Here is an 18,106-nt window from a genome sequence, read left to right on the forward strand (position 1 = left end):
GCGCCGCCCGGTGGACCCGGGCGGGTGAGGGTGCCGGCTGCTGGTTTGGCGGCCGGCTCGGGCCGGGTCAGGTCGGGCGGTAGCGGTGCTCGGCCGGCCCGGCGGGCGGTGCCGGCCGGCCCGCGAGTGGTGGTGCCGGCCGGGCCAGCGGGAGCAGGCAGCCTGGCCGTCGGCGGCCGGCTGTGGTGCGGGCTGGCTGTTGGTGGCGCGGGCGGCGCCGGCCTGGCGGGCGGTGGTGCCGGCCGTGCCGGCGGGGCGGTGGTGCCGGCCGGGCCGGCGGGGGAGCGGGCGGCCTGGCTGTCGGCGGCCGGCTGTGGTGCGGCCTGGCGGTTGGTGGTGCGGGCGGCGCCGGCCGGGCTCCACGGACCACCTCGGCAGACCGCCGCTCACCGGAGCGCCGACGCCGGGCGGATCTCCCAGCTCGTCCACAGTGGACGATAGCCCTGCCGGTGCCAGAACACCGAGGACAGCGGGTTGGTCGGGTTGTAGTAGAGGTAGGTGCGGGTGGCGCCGCCCCGGTGCAGCTCCCGGTGCACGTGGGCCATCAGCGCCCGCCCGAACCCGCCGCCGCGGTCGCCGGGCGCGGTCACGACGTTGTTCACGTAGCCCCAGCGGCCCGGCGGGAGCAGCTCGGCGGCCTCGTTCCCCGGCGCCGCGTCCACCCACGCGCAGTGCGCCAGCGCGCGGGCTTCGCCGTCCTGTTCGGCCAGCCAGACGGGCGGTTCGGCTTCGGCGAGGGCCGCGCGCAGGCCGGGGCCGAGCAGCTCGGCGGTGTTGGGACGGCGGGGCGAGGCGACGAGGCCGGTGTAGTCGAAGGTCGCCTCGGCGAGCGCCACCGCGGCGGCGTAGTCGGCCGGCCCGGCGCGGCGGACGGTGACCGCCGGGTCCGTTTCGGGCGGGGGAGCGGTCCGCACGCCGACCGCCGACAGGGGGACCAGGCCGTGGTCGAGGAAGGCGCGGATCGCCTCGGCGTCCCGGCTGGGCCAGAGCACCACGCACGCCGAGTCGTCGCCGGCCGGCTCCGCCTCCAGCCGGCCCTTGAGCGCGCGCAGCAGCAGGTCGGCGCCTTCGGTACCGGTGTCGCCGAAGTACGGGAACAGCTGCCAGGTGTCGGCGGCCGACCACAGCATCGGGACGTCGCCGGGGCCGAACCGGTGCCGCTGGAGGACGCCGGTGACCTGCGTGCCGGCCGCGGTGGCCGCGTCCAGCCGCTCGCCTTCGGCGGGCGGGGCGGCGGGCGGCAGCAGCGCGTCGATCGCCGCGAAGCGCGCGCGGTGGGCGGCGAGCAGCGGCTCGGCGATGTCCATGGAGCCCCCTGGTGCGTCGGTCAGGACCAGGCGGGTCGCCGGATCCACATCGTCCACAGTGGACGATAGCCCTGCCGGTGCCAGAACACCGGCGAGAGCGGGTTCGCCGGGTGGTAGAAGAGGAACGTACCGCGTGCGTCCGGCCGCAGCAGCTCGCGATGGGCCACCGCCATCAGCGCCCGGCCCACGCCGCCGCCGCGCGCTTCGGGCGCGACCGACAGCGTGTCGACGTACCCCCAGCGGCCCGGGTGCAGCCGCCCGTGGAGGCTGTCGCCCGGCGCCGGCGAGGTCAGCGCGCACGCGGCCATGCCGACCGGCACGCCGTCGTCCTCGGCGAGCCAGACCAGCCCGCTGAAGCGCAGCGAGCGGACGACCTCCGCGCGCAGCAGCGCCCGCGCGCCCGGCCGCTCCCGGGCGGTGCCGACCAGCGACGTGTAGCGCCACTCCGCCAGGCGCAGGTCGGTCAGGGCCTCGACGTCGCCCTCGTCCGCGCGGCGGACGGTCACCCGCGCGGGTCCGGCCTCCTCGGGTGGTCCCGGCTTGCGCACCGCCAGCTGGGTCATCGGCGCGAAGCCGTGGGCCAGCAGGACCGCGGACGCCTCGGCGTCGCGGCTCGGCCAGGCCAGCGAGCAGCCCGAATCCGGCTCCGGGCGCGTCCCGCGCAGCCGGTCGCGCCAGGCGCCGAGCAGCGCGGCCAGCCCCGCCGCGCCGCTGTCGCCGGGGACCGCGGTCAGGTCCCAGATCTCCAGCGGGCCCCACAGCGCGGGCCACGACCCCGGCGCGTGCACGACGTGCGTCAGCAGCGCGCCCGCGCGGAGCCCGCCGGTCGCCACCACCAGCGGCTCGTTCGCCGCGGGCGGCGGCGCGATCGGCGGGAGGAGCGGGTCGAGGGCGGCGAACCGCGCGTTCTGCTGGGCCTCCAGGGGGTTCACGAGCGGCGCGTGCGGAAGATCGCGGTGCCCGGGAAGAGCCGGCCGCGCAGCGGGCTCCACTGGCCCCAGACCCGCGTGTGCCCGGCCGGCCACTCGGGTTCGACCAGGTCGGTCAGGGTGAACCCGGCCGCGGCCAGCGCGCGCACGTAGTCGCCGAGGGTGTGGTGGTACTCGACGTAGGTCGCGGTGCCCTCGTCGTCGACCTCGACGTAGGGCGTGCGGTCGAAGTACGGCTGGGTGACGGTGAGCCCCTGCGGGCCCGGGTCGTCCGGGAAGATCCACCGCATCGGGTGAGTCACCGAGAACACCCACGGCGCGCCCGGCCGCAGCACCCGGTGCACCTCGGCGAAGACGGCGTCCACCGAGGCCACGAAGGGGATCGCGCCGAACGCCGAGCAGGCCGCGTCGAAGCTGCCGGACGCCAGCGGCAGGTACTCGGCGTTCGCCTGCACCAGCGGGACGTCGAGCCCGGTGCGGGCGTTGCCGTCGCGGGCGTGGCGCAGCATGCCGGCCGACAGGTCGGTCGCGACGGCCAGCGCGCCTTCCGCCGTCAGCCAGCGCGCGCAGGCGGCTTGCCCGCACCCGACCTCCAGCACGCGCTTGCCGCGGACGTCGCCGAGCAGCCGCGCGTCCGCCTCCCGCACGCCCTCCGGGCACCAGACGAAGTCGGCGTCGCCGAGGAACCCGCCGTGCTCGGCCTGGTAGTCGTCGGCGTCGGCGTCCCACCAGGCGAGGTTCGCGGCGGCTGCTTCGGCACCCCCGACCTCGCGGTAGGCGACGGCCGCGGTACCCAGCCGGTGCTCGGCCGCGTCGTGGCGCCCCGGCGCGGGCGGCTCCTCCGGTGGCATGATGGTGGTCTCCGGTCCGCTGCGTGTTTGCTTCCGCGAGGACCTTAGCGATCGAGGGGGACCCTGATTGTGCCCCCTAGCGGCCGCCGCGTACGATAAGTGTTAGCGCAGTGGGTTCGCGCTGCCTTCCGCTCAGCTTCTTGGTCGGGCTCGGGTCGCGCACCGTTATGCGGGTCATGCCGCGGTCGTTCACTGGTGGACGTTTGCTCGCAGGGTCATCGCATGTCGCAGTAGCCCATCGCGCCGACAACTGCCAACCCTCGATTCCCATCCACCGGAGCAACCCGCCTAATGACCACCGACACCGCCACCGCCCCGACCGCCCCCACCGGGCCCCAGCAGGTCGCCATCAACGACATCGGGTCGGAGGAAGACTTCCTCGCGGCGATCGACAAGACGATCAAGTACTTCAACGATGGCGACATCGTCGAAGGCACCATCGTCAAGGTCGACCGCGACGAGGTCCTGCTCGACATCGGCTACAAGACCGAGGGTGTCATCCCCTCGCGTGAGCTCTCCATCAAGCACGATGTCGACCCGGCTGAGGTTGTCACCGTCGGCGATGAGGTCGAAGCCCTCGTTCTCCAGAAGGAGGACAAGGAAGGCCGTCTGATCCTGTCCAAGAAGCGCGCGCAGTACGAGCGCGCCTGGGGCACGATCGAGGAGCTCAAGGAGAAGGACGAGCCCGTCAAGGGCACCGTCATCGAGGTCGTCAAGGGCGGCCTCATCCTGGACATCGGCCTGCGCGGCTTCCTCCCCGCGTCCCTGGTCGAGATGCGCCGCGTGCGCGACCTGCAGCCGTACGTCGGCCGCGAGCTCGAGGCGAAGATCATCGAGCTGGACAAGAACCGCAACAACGTGGTCCTGTCCCGCCGCGCCTACCTGGAGCAGACCCAGTCCGAGGTGCGCAGCGAGTTCCTCAACGCGCTCGCCAAGGGCCAGGTCCGCAAGGGCGTCGTGTCGTCCATCGTCAACTTCGGTGCCTTCGTGGACCTGGGTGGCGTCGACGGCCTGGTGCACGTCTCCGAGCTGTCCTGGAAGCACATCGACCACCCGTCCGAGGTCGTCGAGGTCGGCCAGGAGGTCACGGTCGAGGTCCTGGACGTCGACATGGACCGCGAGCGCGTCTCGCTGTCGCTGAAGGCGACCCAGGAAGACCCGTGGCGCCAGTTCGCCCGCACCCACGCGATCGGCCAGATCGTGCCGGGCAAGGTCACCAAGCTGGTTCCGTTCGGTGCGTTCGTGCGCGTCGAAGAGGGCATCGAGGGCCTGGTCCACATCTCCGAGCTGGCCGAGCGCCACGTGGAGATCCCGGAGCAGGTCGTCCAGGTCAACGGCGACGTCATGGTCAAGGTCATCGACATCGACCTCGAGCGCCGTCGCATCTCGCTGTCGCTGAAGCAGGCGAACGAGGGTGTCACGCCGGACACCGAGTTCGACCCGACCCAGTACGGCATGGCCGCCGAGTACGACGCCGAGGGCAACTACATCTACCCCGAAGGCTTCGACCCGGACACCCAGGAGTGGCAGGAAGGCTTCGACAAGCAGCGTGAGGAGTGGGAGCGCCAGTACGCCGAGGCGCACACTCGTTACGAGGCCCACATGAAGCAGGTCCAGAAGGCCGTCGAGGCCGACGCGGAGGCCGCGGCCGACGCGGCGACCGGCGTCGAGGGTGGCTCGGAGAGCTACACCTCGGGTTCGACCTCGACCGACACGAAGAGCAGCGGCGGCACCCTCGCCTCCGACGAGCAGCTCGCGGCGCTCCGCGAGAAGCTCTCCGGTGGTGCGTGAGCAGTAGCGCTCCGATCTGACGGCGAACCCCCGGTCCACTTCGGACCGGGGGTTCGCCGCATCCGGGATCGCGTCGGCCGGCCGGCAAGCGCCCCAAGGCGGCCTTGGTTGCGTCCCACGCACCGAAGGCCGCCTTGGTTGCGTCCCACGCACCGAAGGCCACATTGGGGCGCTGGGATCAGCGGTTGCGCAGGTCCAAGCCGGTGATCATCGCGGTGACCCCGCGGCGGTACATCTCTTCGTTCGCCTCGTCGGTCGGCGGGATGAACCAGTCCGGCAGCGGGGTCCGCGACGCCAGCATCAGCTCCGCCCCGACCAGGCCGTGCATCGCCGTCCACAGCTGGTACGCCGCCGCGCGGGGGTCCGCTCCCGGTGGGCACACCCGCTCGACCCGGGTGATGAACAACGTGAACGTCGTCCGCAGCACCGCCGACCGCAGCGCCGGGTCCGGGTCGAACCCCGGCACCGGACGCTCGAACATCAGCGCGTAGCGGACGGGGCTCTCCAGCGCGAACCGCCGGTACTCGAGCGCCAGGTGCAGCAGGTCCGCGACGCCGTCCGGGCTCGACGGCGGCAGCCCCTCCAGCAGCTCCCGCAGAGAGTCGAACGTGCGCTCGTACAGCGCATCGAGCAGGCCCGCGCGGCCGCCGAAGCGGGCGTACACCGAGAGCGTCGACGCGCCGGCCGCTTCGGCCACCCCGCGCACCGACAGCCCCGAGACGCCGCGGTCGAACAGCACCGACAGCGCCGCGTCCAGGAAGCGTTCGCGGCTGCCCTGCTCGGCGGGGCGCATCGACAGGTGCCTGGTGGCCACGGCGCACCCCCTCTTCGCGCACAACGACGTCCGGGTGACCCACCCGCAGCAGAAGATACGATATCCGGGCCATCTTGGGAACAAACCGCATGTCCGGATGTGCGGGGTTCCCGTCCGGTGGACGCATGTCCGAACATCGGGCATGCGGGCATCGTCGGCGGCATGACCATCGAAGTCCCCGACACCGCACTGGCCCGCGAAGCCGGCGAGTACGTCCGCGACACCGCCGGCCCGCTCCTGTTCGACCACTCGTCCCGCGTCTACCTCTTCGGCGCCCTCCAGGGCCGGCGCCGAGGCATCGCCTTCGACACCGAACTGCTCTACGTCGCGGCGCTGTTCCACGACCTCGGGCTCGTCGAAGGCCACCGCACCGACCGGCGCTTCGAGCTCGACGGCGCGGACGAGGCCCGGAAGTTCCTGCTGGACCACGACGTCGACGCCGAACGCGCCCGGATCGCCTGGACGGCCATCGCGCTGCACACCACCCCGGGCATCCCCGAGCACATGGAACCCGAGGTCGCGCTGGTGACGGCGGGCGTCGAGTACGACGTCCTGGGCATCGGCTACGACGACCTGCCCGCGCGCGACCGGGCGGCGGTCGTGGCCGCGCACCCGCGGCCCGGCTTCAAGCGGCGCATCCTCGCGGCATTCACCGAAGGCATCCGTGACCGGCCCGACACGACGTTCGGGAACGTCAAAGCCGACGTGCTGGCCCGGTTCGTGCCAGGCTTCACGCGCACGGACTTCGTGACCACGATCGAGGAATCACCCTGGGAGGACTGACCGCATGGAGCACCCCGAGCCCGGCACGGTGGTCGTCACCGCGAGCGGCGACGGCACCTACACGCAGCAGGTGACGACGGCGACGCACGAGCTGCTCGTCGACGAGCCGGTCTCGGTCGGGGGCGCGGACGCCGGGCCGAATCCGTACGAGCTGCTGCTGGCCTCGCTGGGTTCGTGCACGGCGATCACGCTGCGGATGTACGCGAACCGCAAGGGCATCCCGCTGACCCGCGCGACGATCCGGCTGCGCCACGACCGCATCCACGCGGAGGACTGCGAGAAGTGCGAGACCGAGCGCGGCATGCTGAGCCGGATCACGCGCGAAATCACGCTCGAGGGCGACCTGGACGACGACCAGCGCGCGAAGCTGATGGTGATCGCGGACAAGTGCCCGGTGCACCGGACGTTGTCCGCGGAAATCGCGATCGAGACTCGCGAGGTCGCGGGCTGAGCGAAGGCCGGGTCGGCCGTGGTCGGGCCGCGCGTCCGGCTACGCGGCGCGGACGGTGACCGCGGCCGGGGCCCGGGTGACGACAGCCGGGACCCAGATGCGCTCGAGCGCCGCCGCGCGGGCCTTGCGGCGCAACCCCGCGAAGCTGTGCTTCGCCGGCACCAGCAGGGTGCTCAGCCACGTCCGGCGGTAGTCCGCCAGCGCCTCGGCCACGGGGCGGTGAAGAACGCAGTGCACCAGCCCCGGTGTGCCGAGCCGGTGCCTCCCGACGTGCTTGCTGTCCGCCATCGTTCCTCCGTATGGGCGACCCTGTCGCGCGCACGGTACGCAATCGGGCCGGGGGACGTGGGTAAGCAACGCGGCGTGTCCGGATATCGGTTGAGTCACGCGTCACGTTCGCCTTGCGGCTCACCCGTCCGTGTGCCTCACGCTGGGCCGGACGCGCCGCCGCAGGTCACCGTCCCGAACGGGATCCACGTGCGCTCCACCGCGTACAGCTTCGCGGACGGCGTGTATCGGAACCACGCCTGCACCCGGTACACCCCGAACACGCACGCGGCCGGTGGCGCGGGCGCCGCCGTCACCACGCCGGGCACCGCCACTGCCAGCCCGGCCGCGCACAGCCCGGCGGCCGCCGCCCTGCCGATCTTCGACATCCTCATGGCTCCCCCTCCATGCGGCGGGTAAGGCGAACCCGCTCACCTCGCCATCGGTAATCGATTACCCGCGTTACGGGTCCGCTGGCGCTGTCACACGAATGGGCGCACGGACAGCCCGTCCGAAGAGGCTGACTAGGGTGATCGGCATGTTGCGTGTGGGGTTGACGGGTGGGATCGGGGCAGGCAAGTCGACCGTGGCGAACCGGCTCGCCGAGCACGGCGCCGTGCTGATCGACTCCGACCGGATCGCCCGCGAGGTGGTCGCGGCCGGCACCGAGGGGCTCGCCCGGCTCGTCGAGGAGTTCGGCGAGGATGTCCTGGCCGCCGACGGCTCGCTCGACCGGCCCGCCCTCGCCGCGAAGGCGTTCGCCGACGACGAGTCGCGCCGCCGGCTGAACGCGATCGTGCACCCGCTGGTCGGCGCCCGCACCGGCGAGCTGATGGCCGCCGCCGCGCCGGACGCCGTCGTCGTCCACGACATCCCGCTGCTCGTCGAAAACGGCCTCGCGACGGCGTACCACCTGGTCGTGGTCGTCGACGCGCCGGTCGAGGTCCGGGTCCGCCGCCTGGTGACCGCGCGCGGCATGGCCGAGGACGACGCGCGGGCGCGGATCCGGGCCCAGGCGAGCGACGAGCAGCGCCGGGCCGTCGCGGACGTCTGGCTGGACAACGGCGGTCCCGAAGACGCAGTGCTCCTCGACGTCGACGCGCTGTGGGCCGACCGGCTGGTGCCGTTCGAGGCGAACGTCCGGCTGCGCAAGCCGCGCCCGCCGGTGTCCCCGAAGATCGCCGAGTACGACCTCACCTGGCCCGCGCAGGCCGAGCGGGTGCTCGCCCGGGTCCGCGCCGTCGCGGGGGAGCTCGCCCGCCGCGCCGACCACATCGGATCCACCGCCGTGCCCGGCCTGCCCGCCAAGGACGTCCTCGACCTGCAGCTCACCGTGTCCACTTTGGACGACGCCGACACGCTGGCGGAGCTGCTGTCCGACGCGGGGTTCCCGCGGCTGGAAGGCGACTGGTGCGACGACGCCCAGGACGGTACCGGGACGTGGCCGAAGCGGCTGCACGTCGGCGCCGACCCGAAGCGCGCGGTGAACCTGCACGTCCGGGCCGAGGAGACGCCCGCGTGGCGGCTCGCGCTGCTCTTCCGCGACTACCTGCGCGCGAACTCCGGCGAGCGCGACGACTACCGCGACGTCAAGCTCCGGCTGGCCGACGCGCACGCCGAGGACGGCAACGTAGCCGCCTACGCCGACGAGAAGCAGGAGTTCGTCAACGGCGTGTTCGCCCGCGCGGAGAAGTGGGCCGCGACCACCGGCTGGACGCCCTAAGAGCCGAGCAGCCCGCGTTCGAAGGCGACCGCCACCGCGGCCGCGCGGTCGTTGACGCCGAGCTTCGCGTAGACGTGGATCAGGTGCGTCTTGACCGTCGCCTCGCTGATGAACAGCTTCTTCGCCGCTTCCTTGTTCGTCGACCCGCGCGCCACCAGGGTGAGCACCTCGAGTTCGCGCTGGGACAGCGGTTCCCGCGCCGGCTCGCGCATCCGGCCCAGCAGCCGGCTCGCGACGGCGGGGGAGAGCACCGCCTCGCCGCGGGCGGCGGCCTCGACCGCGCGGAACAGGTCTTCGCGCGGGGCGTCCTTGAGCAGGTAGCCCGTCGCGCCCGCTTCGACCGCGGGCAGGACGTCGGAGTCCGTGTCGTACGTCGTGAGCACCAGAACGCGCGCCGGGTTGCCCAGCCGGGCCAGCTCGGTGATCGCCGCGACGCCGTCGGTGCCCGGCATCCGCAGGTCCATCAGCACGACGTCGGGGCGCAGCCGCTCGGCCAGCACCACGGCTTCGGCGCCGTTCGCGGCCTCCCCGACGACCTCGAAGCCGCGGCCGGTGAAGATGCCGCGCAGGCCGTCGCGGACGACCGGGTGGTCGTCGGCGATGAGCACGGTGATCGTCATGCGGAAGCCTCCGGCGGGGCGGGGACGGCGGGCAGGACGGCCGAGATCGCGGTGCCGCCGCCGGGTTCGGACTCGACGTGCAGCGTACCGGCGAGCCGCTGGACGCGGCGGCGCATCCCGGGCAGCCCGAAACCGGGGCCGGGCCCGGGGACGAACCCGGCGCCGTCGTCGCGGACGTCCACGGTCACTTCGTCGTCCATGTAGGACAGCGTCAGGCCGACCCGGCCCGCCGCGGCGTGCTTGTCCACATTGGACAAAGCTTCCTGGGTGACGCGCAGGACGGTCGACTCGATCTCCGGGTGCAGCGGCCGCGGGACGCCGGTGGTGGTGACCGCGGCGGGCACGCCGGTCCGCGCGCTCCACCGCGCCGCGACCCCGGCGAGCGCCTCGGGCAGCGTCGCGGAGTCGAGGTGCTCGGGGTGCAGCGCGTGCACCGAACGCCGAGCGGCGGTGAGGTTTTCCCGCGCGAGCGCGGTCGCGGAGTCCAGGTGCCGCTGCCACTGCGCCGGCTCGTCCTTGGCCAGCGCGGCGGCTTCGAGCTGCGTGATGATGCCCGTGAAGCCCTGCGCCAGGGTGTCGTGGATCTCCTGCGCCAGCCGCTGCCGCTCGTCGAGCACACCGGCTTCGCGGGCCTGGCTGAGCAGCTGCCGTTGCAGGCCCTCGTTCTCCGCCTGCGCCGCGGCCAGCTCGTCGAGCATGCGCCGGCGTTCCTCGTTCTGGCGGGCGACCGCCGCCGACAGCAGCCCGCCGCCCCCGATGGCCGCGGTCTGCACGACGATGATCGTGATCCAGATGCCCGGCCGTTCCCGCAAGGCGTGCACGGGACCGCCGTTGCCGAGAGTGTTGATCAGCAGCGACGTCGCCGCCAGCGCGGTGAAGGCGAGCCACGTCGGCCGCAGCCGCATGGCGGCCAGGAACGCGTAGATCATGAAGATGACGTACGTGACGTCCCGGACTTCGAGCGCGCTGCCCAGCCCGAGGATGCCGAGGAACGTGAGCAGCGCGAAGGACGGCCGCTCGCGCAGCCGCACCGGCGCGAGGACCATCGTGCCGAGCAGCCAGAGCGCGGTGACGGCGACCAGGGTGCCGGTGATCGCCCACCAGCGGCCGTCGTGCCCGCCGACGCCGAGGCTGACCAGCGTCGAGACGGCGAGCAGCAGACCTGGCACGTACCGCTCGACCCGGTTCAGCCACGGCTGCCAGCCGCTCGGGGTCCGCGACGAGAGCGGCGGCCACAGCGACCGGCTCCAGTCGACGTCGAGGCTCACGCCCGCATGTCCTTGAGCCGCGGCCAGATCTCGGCCCAGCCCGCGGTCCGGCCGGTGAGCTGCCAGACGGGCATGTGCGCACTCGCGTTGCGCACGCCGAGCCGGTTGCCGACCTGGCCGACGATGTGCGCGTCCCCGAAGTACTTCGCGAGCTTCGACGGGTCATAGCCGACGAAGAGCACGGTGTCGGCGTTGTCGGCCGGCCGGCCGAAGTACCAGAAGCCGCGGCTCGGGCTGTACGCCTCGGGCAGGCCGCGCTCGGGCCCGTACCGGCCGAGCGCGCCCGCCTGCCAGTAGCCGCCGGTCACGACGGCCGTGCCCGGCGGCGCGGTCCGGTACAGCTTGGCGACGTCGTCGGCGAGGTCCGGCCAGCCGATTTCTTCGGCCGCGTACGCGGGCCGCGGCGCGGCGGGGTGGTCGACCAGCCAGTGCGCCGGCCAGACCGGCAGGGTGAACGGGAGGCTGAACAGGGCCGACAGCACGAACGTCGGCCACGTCGGCACCCACCGCCACAGTGCCGATGCGGGGGTGCGACCCCCGCGCCCCGGCCCGGGGGGGGGGGGGGCCCCCCNGGCCGCGGCGCGGCGGGGTGGTCGACCAGCCAGTGCGCCGGCCAGACCGGCAGGGTGAACGGGAGGCTGAACAGGGCCGACAGCACGAACGTCGGCCACGTCGGCACCCACCGCCACAGTGCCGATGCGGGGGTGCGACCCCCGCGCCCCGGCCCGGGGGGCTTCGCCCCCGCGGACCCCCCGAAGTGGTGGGAGGGTTCGAGAGTCTCGAAGTGCACGGCGGCCGCGGCCCACAGCACGCCGAACATCCCGGCCGCGTAGTAGTACCGCCCGTTGGCGACCAGGAAGACCGCGACCACGCCCAGCGCCGTCCAGCCGAGGAACCGGTACGGCCGCAGCTGCCTGCTCCCGGCCAGCACCGCGACGCCGTAGAGGACACCGAGCGCGCCGATGACCCAGCCGGCTCCGGCCAGCAGCTGCGGGACGAAGCTCCCCCGCCCGCCCGCCGCGTCGACCTCGGCGCCGACCGTGTCGCCCATCCCGAGCTGCGGCCAGCCGTTCGCGCGCTGCCACAGCAGCGTCGGCACCAGCGAGCCGGCGGCGATCAGCGCGCCCAGCCACAGTTTCGGCCGCCGCAGCAGCTCCCGCGGGCCGAACGCGAGCACGGCGAGCCCGGCCACCACCCAGAACGCGCCGATGAGCAGCTTGTCGTTGAGCGCCACCGCCGTCACGACGCCGAGCCACACCAGCAGCGAGTCGGCGCGGGTGCGGACCCAGCGCACCAGCAGCCACAGCACGAGCGTCCACAGCAGCGGGTCGATCGTCGACGTCGCCAGGTAGTGACCGCTGCCGACGAACTGCCCGCAGATCGCGTACGCCGCCGCGGCCCGCGCCTGCGCCTTGCGCCGCCCGCCCAGCTCGCGGGCGATCAGCGCGGTGACGACGACCCCGGCCGCGGTCGCCGCGATCGCCGGCAGCCGGAAGACGACGAGCGAGCCCGGCGCGAGCGTGTCCATCGCCCACGCGAGGAACGGGACGAGCGGCGGCTGGTCGGCGTAGCCCCAGGCCAGGTGGCGTCCGGCGGCGAGGAAGTACAGCTCGTCGCCGAAGTAGCCGTAGCGGCCCGCCGTCAGCAGCAACGCCGTGGCCGTGCCCAGCGCGAGCAGCGCGACCGGCAGCCTGGCGAAGGGGGCGAGATCGGCTTTCGCCTGGTCGGGTGCCGTGGCTACGGCGTCCATCGTGCTCCTTGTCGGTGGTCGGCGCCGGTCCTTCCCGCACCCTACGTGGGGGCCCTTGAAGCCACCGTGCGGATGGTGACGCCGGGCTCACGTGTGCGTGTTCACCAGCTTCGGCCACAGCTCGGACCACGGTTCGACCCGGCCGGTCGCCAGCCACAGCGGCACGCCGTCGAAGTAGCTCGGCTTCGCCGTGCCGGTGTCCACCTTCCCGATCGGCCGCAGCTCGGCGAAGTGCCCGAGCAGCGGCCGCGGATCTTCGCCCACGAACAGCACTTCGGTCGTGCTTTCCGGCGGGACGACCAGCGTCGCGTAGCCGCGGTTCCCGCTGGCCGGCTCGGGAAGGCCGAGGTCGCGCCCGTAGTGGTCGAGCGCGCTCGCCTGCCAGTACGTCTCGGTCACCACCGCGGTCCGGTCCCGGTCGGGCAGGCGCGCGAACGCGCCGGCCACCGAGCGGGCACCCTCCGGCCAGCCGATCTCGGCGAAGGAGAACAGCGGGGTCGGCAGCGACGGGTGCTCGGTCAGCCAGGCCCGGGGCCAGACCGGCAGCGCGACGGGCACGACGACCAGCGCGGCCAGCGCGTAGCACGGCCAGGTCGCGACCCACCGCCACCAGCGCGCCGGTTCCCGGCGTTCGAGCGCGACGGCGGCCATCGCCCAGCACACCGGGTACATCCCGGCGACGTAGTAGAACCGGCCGTTCACCGCCAGGAACACGACGGTCAGCAGCACGGTCGTCCAGCCGAGGAAGCGCAGTTCGCGGCTGCGCAGGAGCCGCCACAGGCCGTAGCCCAGCAGGACCGCGCCGACCGGGAGCCCGGCGACGAGCACCGCGGTCGGCAGGAACGTCAGCCGGCCACCCCACGTGCCGCCGACCTCCGCCGAGATCGCCGCGCCCATCCCCAGCTGCGGCCAGCCGTGCGTGGCCTGCCAGAGCAGTGTCGGCACCAGTGCCAGCACGGCGATCGCCGCGCCGAGCCACAACGCGGGACGCCGCAGCAGGTCCCGTGGCCCGCAGACGAGGACCGCGACGCCGGCGGCGAGCCAGAAACCGCCGATGAGGAACTTCGTGTACAGCGCGACGGCCGTCACCACGCCGGCCCAGACGAGCAGGCCGTCGGCGCGGGTGCGCAGCCAGCGGACCAGCAGCCACAGCACCAGCGTCCAGAGGAACGGGTCCACTGTGGACGTCGCCAGGTAGTGCCCGCCCGCCAGGAACTCCGTCGAGACGGCGAAAGTGGCGGCGGCGAGCGTCTGGGCCTTCGCGCCGCCGCCGAGCTCGCGGGCGATCAGCGCGGTGAGCGCGACCCCGGCGAGCACGGCCAGTATCGCCGGGATCCGCAGCACGAACGGCGAGTGCCCGAGCGCGTCCATCGCCTTGGCCAGCAATGGAAGCAACGGGGGCTGGTCGACGTATCCCCACGCCAGGTGGCGCCCGGCGGCGAGGAAGTACAGCTCGTCGCCGAAGTAGCCGTAGCGGTTCGCCGTCAACAGCAAGGGGATCGCCATCAACGCCGTCACGACCGCCACCGGCTTCACGGCCAGCGGCCGGACGACGGCCGGCGCGGGCGCGGTCGTCACTCCCATCGGAACACCCGCGCCGCGATCGTCGTGCAGCCGACGGCGAAGACCGCCATCGCGCCGAGCTGCAGCAGCTCGGGGGCGTCGCCGGCCCAGGTGGCGCGCAGCGCGTTGAGCGTCGACCCGAGCGGCAGGACGTCCGCGACGTGCTGCAGCGCCACCGGCAGCTGCTCCTTCGGCACCCAGACCCCGCCCAGCGCCAGCATCGGGAAGAACACCGCGCTGCCGATGCCGCCGGCCGCCCGCCCGGTCGGTGCCAGCGCCGCGATCAGCAGGCCGACGGAGAACAGCGAGAGCGCCCCGAGGACGATCGAGATCAGGAAGCCGGCCGGGTTGGCCGGCAGAGGGATGCCGAGCACGAGCCCGCCGACCCCGGCGATGAGCAGGACCACGACGACGGCGGCGGCCAGGTTGACCAGCAGTTGCGCGGTGAGCAACCGGCTCGGGGACACGGGGCTCGCGGAAAGCCGCTTCAGCAGGCCTTTCTCGCGGTAGGTGCCCATGACGTTCGGGAAGTGCGTCAGGGCCAGCATGGCCAGCAGGATCGTGACGGCCATCGGCGCGATCACCGTGGCCAGCGCGCTGTGCCCGCCGTACTTGGGGTCCGGCTCGTTCGCGCCGGGCAGCAGCCCGAACACCAGCAGCAGGGCGAGCGGGATGCCGACGACGATGGCCGGCGCCCCCGGGTCGCGCAGGAACACCTTGGCCTCGGCGGCCGTCAGCTTGGTCAGGACGGTCATTGGTTTCCCCCTTCAGTCCGGCCGGTGACCGGTGAGCGCGACGAAGGCGTCGTCGAGGCCGGCCTGCTCGACGCGCAGGTCGCCGGCGAGCACGCCGAGCCGCGCGAGCAGCGACGTCACCGCGTGGAGCACGTTCCCGTCGCCGCGGACGACCAGGCGCTCGCCGCGCCGCTCGACCGCGCGGACCTCGGGCAGCGCCTCGAGCGCGCCGGGCTCCAGCGGCGCCGACGGCCGGAACCGCACGACCTGCTCGTCGGTGACCCGCGCGACCAGCCCGGCGGGCGAGTCGACGGCGACGACGCGGCCGGCGTCGATCACCGCGATCCGGTCGCAGAGCCGCTCGGCTTCCTCCATGAAGTGCGTGACCAGCAGGATCGTCACGCCCTGGGCGCGGACGGTCTCGATGAGCTCCCACGTGTCGCGGCGGGCCTGCGGGTCGAGGCCGGTGGTGAGCTCGTCGAGCACCGCCAGCTCCGGGCTCCCGACCAGCGCGAGCGCGATGGACAGCCGTTGCTGCTGGCCGCCGGAAAGCTTCTTGTACGCGGTGTTCCGGTGCTCGGTCAGGCCGAGCGTGGCCAGCAGCTCGTCCGGATCGGCAGGCGTCCGGTAGAAGGCGGCGTAGAGGTCGAGCAGCTCGCCGACCCGCAGCTTGTCCTGCAGCCTGCCCTCCTGGAGCTGGACGCCGACGCGCTGGCGCAGCTCGGCCCGGTCGCGGCGCGGGTCGAGGCCCAGCACCGAAAGCTCGCCGCCGTCGGGCGTCCGCAGGCCTTCCAGGCACTCGACGGTCGTGGTCTTGCCCGCGCCGTTCGGGCCCAGGATCCCGAAGATCTCGCCGCGTTCGACGGTGAACGAGACGTCGTCGACCGCGACTTTGTCCCCGTACCGCTTGTGGAGGTGCTCGACCTCGATGACCGGCATGTCGCCGTCCCCCTACTCGATCCGTATCCGACAGATCGAGAATCCCGCGGCGGACCGGTGCGGCGCGTCATCAGAACGATCCACCCCGCATCCATCGTTCGGAGGATGCGGCGGCCCCTAGGGGTGGCGGCGCCAGGTGAGCGCGATGTCCTTCGTGGACAGCCAGGCGGCGAGGTCGTAGCCGTGCGCGGCCAGCCCTTCGACCGCCGCGTAGGCGGTTTCCAGGGCGTACTGCGCGTCTTCGGCGGTGACGAGGCCGGCGGCGTGGGCCTCGAGGAGCTCGTCGGTGTCGATCACCCGCAGCGACAGCTTGTCCTTGAGCACGATGTCGACGTAGAGGTCGGTGGCGACCCAGCGCGGGCCGTCGCGGCGGACGCGGACGACGTCGAGGTAGAAGTCCTGGTCGCGTTCGTGACCGGGGGAGAACCAGAAGTCGGTGAACCGCAGGCCGAGCCGGGGCACCAGCCACGACTCGAGGTAGTGGAACTGGGCGCGCCCCGGCGTCGGGCGGGCCAGGTACAGGCCGAACGGTTCTTCGCGGTACTCCTCGACCTCCCGCACGATGCCCTTCGGGTCGATGTTCGCGCGCGCGGCGGGGTCGAAGACCTCGACCTTCGGGGGGTGCAGTACGGCCATGGCGCTCATCCTGCCGGGCGGGTCACGAATCGCGTACACGCGCCACGCGCGCCACGCGTTCGGGCTAAGGTGCGCCGACTGTGAGTGAGGGGAACCGGGGATGTTCGGGATCATCAGGCCGTGTAGGCATCGGCTGTCCGAGGGACTGCACGCGGACTGGCTGGCGCACCTGTGCGGGCTCTGCCTGACGCTGCGTGACGAGCACGGGCAGTTCGCCCGCGTCGTCACGAACTACGACGGGCTGATCATCTCGGTGCTGGTCGAAGCGCAGACCCCGCGCGGCGACCTGCGTCGCGACGCGGGCCCGTGTCCGCTGCGCGGCATGCGGCCGGCGTCGGTGGCGCAGGGCGAGGGAGCCCAGCTCGCGGCGGCGGTGTCGTTGGTGCTGGCGGCGGCGAAGGTGGGCGACCACGTCGAGGACGGCGACGGCGCGTTCGGCCGGCGTCCGGTGGCGCTCGCCGCGCGCCGGGTCGCGGCTCGGTGGGCGTCGCAGGGAAGCAGTACCGGTGGCCGGGTGGGGTTCGACACGTCGGTGCTGACCGAGGCAGTGTCGCGGCAGGGGTCGCTGGAGCGGTCCGTCGGGTCGGGGGACTCGGCGTTGCTGGCGACCGAGCCCGCCGAGCTGGCGACGTCGGCGGCGTTCGCGCGGACGGCGGAGCTGGCGGGACGGCCGGGCAACGTGGCGCCGCTGGCGGAGGCCGGACGGTTGTTCGGGCGGGTGGCGCACTTGCTCGACGCGGTCGAGGACTACGCGGTGGACGCATCGGCCGGGGCGTGGAACCCGTTGCGGGTGACCGGGACTTCGTGGGCCGAGGCGCGGCGGTTGTGCGATGACGCGGTGCTGGGGGTGGAGCTGGCGCTGCGGGAGGCCGAGTTCGCGGAGCCGGGGCTGGTGCACGCGCTGCTGGTGCACGAGTTGCGCCAGGCAGTGCGGCGGGCCTTCGGCCATGGGGCGGCGCACGGCCATGGCTCGGACTTCGGGCACGGCTCGGCGCACGGCGGCGGTTCGGCGCGGGGGCATGGCTCGGGCTTTGGGCACGGCTCGGTGTACGGCGGCGGTTCGGCGCGGGGGCATGGCTCGGGCTTTGGGCACGGCTCGGCGTACGGCGGCGGCTCGGCGCGGGGGGATGGCTCGGACTCCGGACCCGGCTCTGTCCTCGGCGCCGGTCCGGCGACCGCGAGCGACCTGGAGTCCTCGGCCGGCTCGAGGCCGGCGCCCGGCGATCGGTTGCCGGGCGGTCTCGCCGGGCAGCAGCCGCCGCCCGGGTGGATCGGGCCTGGGCCGACCCCGCAGCAGCATCCGCACCAGCCGCCGCCTCCGCCGGGGTGGATCGGGCCCGGGCCGACCCCGCAGCAGATCCCGCCCGGATGGGGTTCGCAGCGGCCGCAGGGCTTTCCGCCGCCCGGGCCGGTTCCGCCGCCGGGCGCTCCCGGCCCCGGCGGCCCCGGTGGCCGCGGCCCAGGTGGGCCCGGCGGCCGTGGTCCCGGCGGACCTGGAGGGCCCGGCGGTCCGGGTGGACCCGGCGGGCCGGGTGGACCCGGCGGGCCGGGAGGCCCTGGCGGTCCTGGAGGTCCCGGCGATTCCTCCGGTCCCGAATCCCTCGACGGCAAAGGCGGCGGCCTCTGGTACCCGAAGTTCGCCGTCCCGCCCAAGAAACGCAACTTCTTCCTCGGCTGCGC

17 protein-coding genes and 2 pseudogenes are annotated in these 18,106 nt (G+C 73.6%); 5 read left to right on the forward strand and 14 right to left on the reverse strand.

Annotated features, from left to right (window positions below; all coding sequences use genetic code 11):
- Positions 1-386: 386 nt before the first annotated feature.
- Genes ABFJ78_RS19080 through ABFJ78_RS19090 form a run of 3 tightly spaced genes read right to left on the reverse strand, consistent with a single transcriptional unit; the run spans position 387 to position 3,087 of the window.
- A complete protein-coding gene (locus ABFJ78_RS19080) occupies positions 387-1,307 on the reverse strand; it encodes a GNAT family N-acetyltransferase (RefSeq protein WP_436387682.1) in 921 nt (306 codons plus the stop codon).
- 20 nt (positions 1,308-1,327) lie between these two features.
- A complete protein-coding gene (locus ABFJ78_RS19085; protein ID WP_436387683.1) occupies positions 1,328-2,239 on the reverse strand; it encodes a GNAT family N-acetyltransferase in 912 nt (303 codons plus the stop codon).
- On the reverse strand, positions 2,236-3,087 hold the full coding sequence (locus tag ABFJ78_RS19090; protein ID WP_436387684.1) for a class I SAM-dependent methyltransferase: 852 nt from the start codon (positions 3,085-3,087) through the stop codon (positions 2,236-2,238). The genes ABFJ78_RS19085 and ABFJ78_RS19090 overlap by 4 nt, the downstream gene beginning before the upstream one ends.
- A gap of 291 nt (positions 3,088-3,378) precedes the next feature.
- Here ABFJ78_RS19090 and rpsA point away from each other — a divergent pair, with 291 nt between their 5' ends.
- Positions 3,379-4,878, forward strand: a complete 1,500-nt coding sequence (gene rpsA / locus ABFJ78_RS19095; protein WP_364451091.1) for a 30S ribosomal protein S1 — start codon at positions 3,379-3,381, stop codon at positions 4,876-4,878.
- 178 nt (positions 4,879-5,056) lie between these two features.
- Here the strand turns inward: rpsA and ABFJ78_RS19100 are convergent, their stop codons facing one another.
- Positions 5,057-5,671 carry a TetR/AcrR family transcriptional regulator gene (locus ABFJ78_RS19100; RefSeq protein WP_436387805.1) on the reverse strand — a complete coding sequence of 205 codons (615 nt, stop codon included), beginning with the start codon at positions 5,669-5,671 and terminating at the stop codon, positions 5,057-5,059.
- Positions 5,672-5,854: 183 nt separating this feature from the next.
- Between ABFJ78_RS19100 and ABFJ78_RS19105 the strand changes: the two genes are divergently transcribed.
- Both ABFJ78_RS19105 and ABFJ78_RS19110 read left to right on the forward strand, forming a co-directional pair.
- A complete protein-coding gene (locus ABFJ78_RS19105; RefSeq protein ID WP_436387685.1) occupies positions 5,855-6,475 on the forward strand; it encodes an HD domain-containing protein in 621 nt (206 codons plus the stop codon).
- 4 nt (positions 6,476-6,479) lie between these two features.
- Positions 6,480-6,926, forward strand: coding sequence for an OsmC family protein (locus ABFJ78_RS19110; protein ID WP_436387686.1), 447 nt, complete (start codon positions 6,480-6,482; stop codon positions 6,924-6,926).
- Positions 6,927-6,965: 39 nt separating this feature from the next.
- On the opposite strand, the gene ABFJ78_RS19115 is transcribed toward ABFJ78_RS19110, so the two are convergent.
- Positions 6,966-7,214 (reverse strand): hypothetical protein, encoded by a 249-nt coding sequence (locus ABFJ78_RS19115; protein ID WP_436387687.1) that lies wholly within the window; start codon positions 7,212-7,214, stop codon positions 6,966-6,968.
- A gap of 137 nt (positions 7,215-7,351) precedes the next feature.
- The gene (locus tag ABFJ78_RS19120; protein ID WP_436387688.1) at positions 7,352-7,588 is read right to left on the reverse strand and encodes a hypothetical protein; all 237 of its coding nucleotides are present in this window, start codon (positions 7,586-7,588) and stop codon (positions 7,352-7,354) included.
- 143 nt (positions 7,589-7,731) lie between these two features.
- On the opposite strand from ABFJ78_RS19120, the gene coaE reads away from it, so the two are divergent.
- Complete coding sequence (gene coaE, locus ABFJ78_RS19125) at positions 7,732-8,916, forward strand: dephospho-CoA kinase (RefSeq protein WP_436387689.1); 1,185 nt, start codon at positions 7,732-7,734, stop codon at positions 8,914-8,916.
- Here the strand turns inward: coaE and ABFJ78_RS19130 are convergent.
- The 8 genes and pseudogenes from ABFJ78_RS19130 to ABFJ78_RS19165 all read right to left on the reverse strand — a co-directional run bounded on the left by ABFJ78_RS19130 (position 8,913) and on the right by ABFJ78_RS19165 (position 16,426).
- On the reverse strand, positions 8,913-9,536 hold the full coding sequence (locus ABFJ78_RS19130; RefSeq protein ID WP_372667102.1) for a response regulator: 624 nt from the start codon (positions 9,534-9,536) through the stop codon (positions 8,913-8,915). The genes coaE and ABFJ78_RS19130 overlap by 4 nt on opposite strands.
- Entirely contained in the window at positions 9,533-10,804 is a 1,272-nt protein-coding gene (locus ABFJ78_RS19135) for a histidine kinase (protein WP_436387690.1), read from the reverse strand. The genes ABFJ78_RS19130 and ABFJ78_RS19135 overlap by 4 nt, the downstream gene beginning before the upstream one ends.
- The gene (locus ABFJ78_RS19140) at positions 10,801-11,112 is read right to left on the reverse strand and encodes a hypothetical protein (RefSeq protein ID WP_436387691.1); all 312 of its coding nucleotides are present in this window, start codon (positions 11,110-11,112) and stop codon (positions 10,801-10,803) included. Before ABFJ78_RS19140 ends, ABFJ78_RS19135 begins: the two co-directional genes overlap by 4 nt.
- Before the next feature lie 266 nt (positions 11,113-11,378).
- Positions 11,379-12,554: pseudogene (locus ABFJ78_RS19145) on the reverse strand (ArnT family glycosyltransferase); the annotation flags it as partial.
- 87 nt (positions 12,555-12,641) lie between these two features.
- On the reverse strand, positions 12,642-14,138 hold the full coding sequence (locus ABFJ78_RS19150) for an ArnT family glycosyltransferase (protein ID WP_436387692.1): 1,497 nt from the start codon (positions 14,136-14,138) through the stop codon (positions 12,642-12,644).
- Positions 14,129-14,872 (reverse strand): ABC transporter permease, encoded by a 744-nt coding sequence (locus ABFJ78_RS19155; RefSeq protein ID WP_436387693.1) that lies wholly within the window; start codon positions 14,870-14,872, stop codon positions 14,129-14,131. The genes ABFJ78_RS19150 and ABFJ78_RS19155 overlap by 10 nt, the downstream gene beginning before the upstream one ends.
- A 12-nt stretch (positions 14,873-14,884) precedes the next feature.
- Positions 14,885-15,790, reverse strand: a complete 906-nt coding sequence (locus ABFJ78_RS19160; protein WP_436387694.1) for an ABC transporter ATP-binding protein — start codon at positions 15,788-15,790, stop codon at positions 14,885-14,887.
- A gap of 117 nt (positions 15,791-15,907) precedes the next feature.
- Positions 15,908-16,426 (reverse strand): DUF402 domain-containing protein, encoded by a 519-nt coding sequence (locus tag ABFJ78_RS19165; protein WP_436387695.1) that lies wholly within the window; start codon positions 16,424-16,426, stop codon positions 15,908-15,910.
- Positions 16,427-16,526: 100 nt separating this feature from the next.
- Between ABFJ78_RS19165 and ABFJ78_RS19170 the strand changes: the two are divergent.
- Positions 16,527-17,390, forward strand: a pseudogene (locus ABFJ78_RS19170) (DUF5685 family protein); the annotation flags it as partial.
- Between the last annotated feature and the right edge of the window lie 716 nt (positions 17,391-18,106).

The organism is Amycolatopsis sp. MEPSY49 (genome assembly GCF_051337345.1).
GTDB lineage: Bacteria > Actinomycetota > Actinomycetes > Mycobacteriales > Pseudonocardiaceae > Amycolatopsis.

Excerpts from the sequence above, each read along its gene's own strand:
- ABFJ78_RS19130 (WP_372667102.1), bottom strand. The coding sequence starts at position 9,536 with ATGACGATCACCGTGCTCATCGCCGACGACCACCCGGTCGTCCGCGAC.
- ABFJ78_RS19080 (WP_436387682.1), bottom strand. The coding sequence starts at position 1,307 with ATGGACATCGCCGAGCCGCTGCTCGCCGCCCACCGCGCGCGCTTCGCG.
- ABFJ78_RS19090 (WP_436387684.1), bottom strand. The coding sequence starts at position 3,087 with ATGCCACCGGAGGAGCCGCCCGCGCCGGGGCGCCACGACGCGGCCGAG.
- ABFJ78_RS19120 (WP_436387688.1), bottom strand. The coding sequence starts at position 7,588 with ATGAGGATGTCGAAGATCGGCAGGGCGGCGGCCGCCGGGCTGTGCGCG.
- ABFJ78_RS19100 (WP_436387805.1), bottom strand. The coding sequence starts at position 5,671 with ATGCGCCCCGCCGAGCAGGGCAGCCGCGAACGCTTCCTGGACGCGGCG.
- coaE (WP_436387689.1), top strand. The coding sequence starts at position 7,732 with ATGTTGCGTGTGGGGTTGACGGGTGGGATCGGGGCAGGCAAGTCGACC.
- ABFJ78_RS19160 (WP_436387694.1), bottom strand. The coding sequence starts at position 15,790 with ATGCCGGTCATCGAGGTCGAGCACCTCCACAAGCGGTACGGGGACAAA.
- ABFJ78_RS19150 (WP_436387692.1), bottom strand. The coding sequence starts at position 14,138 with ATGGGAGTGACGACCGCGCCCGCGCCGGCCGTCGTCCGGCCGCTGGCC.
- rpsA (WP_364451091.1), top strand. The coding sequence starts at position 3,379 with ATGACCACCGACACCGCCACCGCCCCGACCGCCCCCACCGGGCCCCAG.
- ABFJ78_RS19165 (WP_436387695.1), bottom strand. The coding sequence starts at position 16,426 with ATGGCCGTACTGCACCCCCCGAAGGTCGAGGTCTTCGACCCCGCCGCG.
- ABFJ78_RS19110 (WP_436387686.1), top strand. The coding sequence starts at position 6,480 with ATGGAGCACCCCGAGCCCGGCACGGTGGTCGTCACCGCGAGCGGCGAC.
- ABFJ78_RS19115 (WP_436387687.1), bottom strand. The coding sequence starts at position 7,214 with ATGGCGGACAGCAAGCACGTCGGGAGGCACCGGCTCGGCACACCGGGG.
- ABFJ78_RS19105 (WP_436387685.1), top strand. The coding sequence starts at position 5,855 with ATGACCATCGAAGTCCCCGACACCGCACTGGCCCGCGAAGCCGGCGAG.
- ABFJ78_RS19155 (WP_436387693.1), bottom strand. The coding sequence starts at position 14,872 with ATGACCGTCCTGACCAAGCTGACGGCCGCCGAGGCCAAGGTGTTCCTG.